The organism is Plesiomonas sp., assembly GCF_051650925.1.
GTDB lineage: Bacteria > Pseudomonadota > Gammaproteobacteria > Enterobacterales > CAMTGL01 > Plesiomonas.
This window is the reverse complement of the sequence record NZ_JBOFRH010000457.1, coordinates 1-1,967: the sequence shown is the minus strand read 5'-3', so window position 1 is coordinate 1,967 and position 1,967 is coordinate 1. Positions and strand designations below refer to the sequence as shown.

At 47.9% G+C, this 1,967-nt stretch carries 2 protein-coding genes; both read left to right on the top strand.

Going from position 1 to position 1,967, the window contains the following annotated elements; translation table 11 throughout:
* On the top strand, positions 1-480 hold a 480-nt coding region (locus ACRC27_RS11075), incomplete at its 5' end, for a helix-turn-helix domain-containing protein (RefSeq protein ID WP_438639885.1).
* A 696-nt stretch (positions 481-1,176) separates the two neighbouring features.
* Positions 1,177-1,967: sigma 54-interacting transcriptional regulator (locus tag ACRC27_RS11070; protein ID WP_438639884.1), on the top strand; the 791-nt coding region annotated here is incomplete at its 3' end.

Here is a 1,967-nt window from a genome sequence, read left to right as displayed (position 1 = left end):
TGGTCGGGTAATGTGCGTGAGTTGGCAAATCTGGTGGAGCGCTTAGTTATTTTGTATCCGGATGAGCTGATTGATATCTGCCATTTGCCTCCGAAATACCGCAGTGTTGAGGTATCGAGCTTCCAGCCGAATACCACGCCTGCCGTGCAGGACTTGTCTGCATTACACGGTTATCCGCGTAGCCATGAAGATGAACAAACCGAGCTAGAGCGTGCCGCACTGTCTGAGATCTTCAATGAGGCGGTGCCTGCAACAGGGGCTAGCCAGTCAGAAGGACCGTCTACTTTGGGTGCGTTACCGCCGGAAGGAATGAACCTCAAAGAGATGCTCTCTGATTTGGAGATTGGCTTGATCCGCCAAGCGCTAGATGCTCAGTTCTGGGTTGTGGCCCGTGCCGCAGACATGCTAGGTATGCGCCGTACAACATTGGTTGAAAAAATGCGTAAGTACGGATTGAATAAGGAAAGCGCAGCGGTTTGACCGTTTAATCGTTCTGTTGCACATCTTGTTCGTTCTGTCTCCAATCAAACACCACTGAATTTTCGGATGCTCCGTTTAAAGTAGTGGTGTTTTTTTATGCGCTTTTAGCCATTTCTTCTTTGTTATTTACAGGTAACCACGCATCCAATCACCTTGGCACATACCTTAGCCTAGCTATATATTGTTTAGCATGGTGAATGCACGACAATTGTAGTGTTTATGTTTTATTTGTTATACAAAGCTAAGCGTCATACACCGGTAAAAGCTGTGTGAAATACTAAATATGCCTATAACTACAAATGAGTATGTAAGGTTATATTGACGAGATTAACAGATTATTCCTCGTGTTGAATATGCGATGGTATGTTTATAAAACGTGAAGATTGTCTGCGCTAATAATTGATAGACTATGATGTGAAATGCTGTCGATTATTAATTTTATAATTCACTCATATAATCAACGTGATATATGCGCGCACGCGCATGGCTAATTATTCGCGTATATCCTTGTTTACTTACATATATGACATAACGCATCTTATTTGTTTATTCCGCTGTGCGTTATTTTGTCAATGATGCTCTGTGTCATATCTCGAAGGAAAAACAGATTTTTGCTGCTCTGGTCTGCTATTTGCTTAGTTCCCTATAAATCACTGTTTTCAGTCAGTGCGACTTAAGCAAAATGAAGGTGGAACCATGTCTGACCCTGTCGCTCCTCTCTCGCAACCGGCAGCCTATTATCAGCAAATGATTGCGGCGATGCCGGTGGCTGTGATTGTGCTGAATGGGCATGGTTATGTGGCCGAGGCCAATGCGGAAGCGGTACGTTTGCTGGGCGAGCCTCTGTGTGGTGAGCGTTGGTTAGATATTATCCAACGCTGTTTTGCGCCACAAAAAGATGATGGTCATGAAGTGTCGCTGCGTGATGGGCGGCGAGTGCGGGTGGCGCTGTCCGCAACCGATGCGGGACAGCTCATCTTGATCACTGATTTGACCGACTCGCGCTTGTTACAGGCGCGAGTGAGTAAGCAGCAACAGCTCTCCTCACTGGGCCAAATCTTGGCTTCGGTCGCGCATCAACTGCATGCGCCGCTTTCATCGGCGTTGCTATACGCTGAAGAGTTACAGTCGGCGGCTTTGCAGCCTGAGCAGCGACAGCGTTTTCAGCGCAAGCTGTACGAGCGATTACAGGAGCTCAGTGCGCAAGCGCAGGATATGCGCCGTTTTTGTCGGCAAAATCCACTGTCTAGCAATAGCCCATTGTCGAACAATAGCGAACAGTACGGTACTGAGCTGACCTCTGAGTGTGCTAGTCAGCCGGTGATCCATGATGCTCGTTCGTGCCATTTGTATACCTTAGCCGAAAAAGTGGCGGCGACCGATGCGACGGTGATGATCCAAGGGCCGAGTGGGGTCGGTAAAGAGGTGTTGGCGCGTTTTATCCATCAGCACTCACCGCGAGCCGGTGCGCCATTCGTGGCGATTAA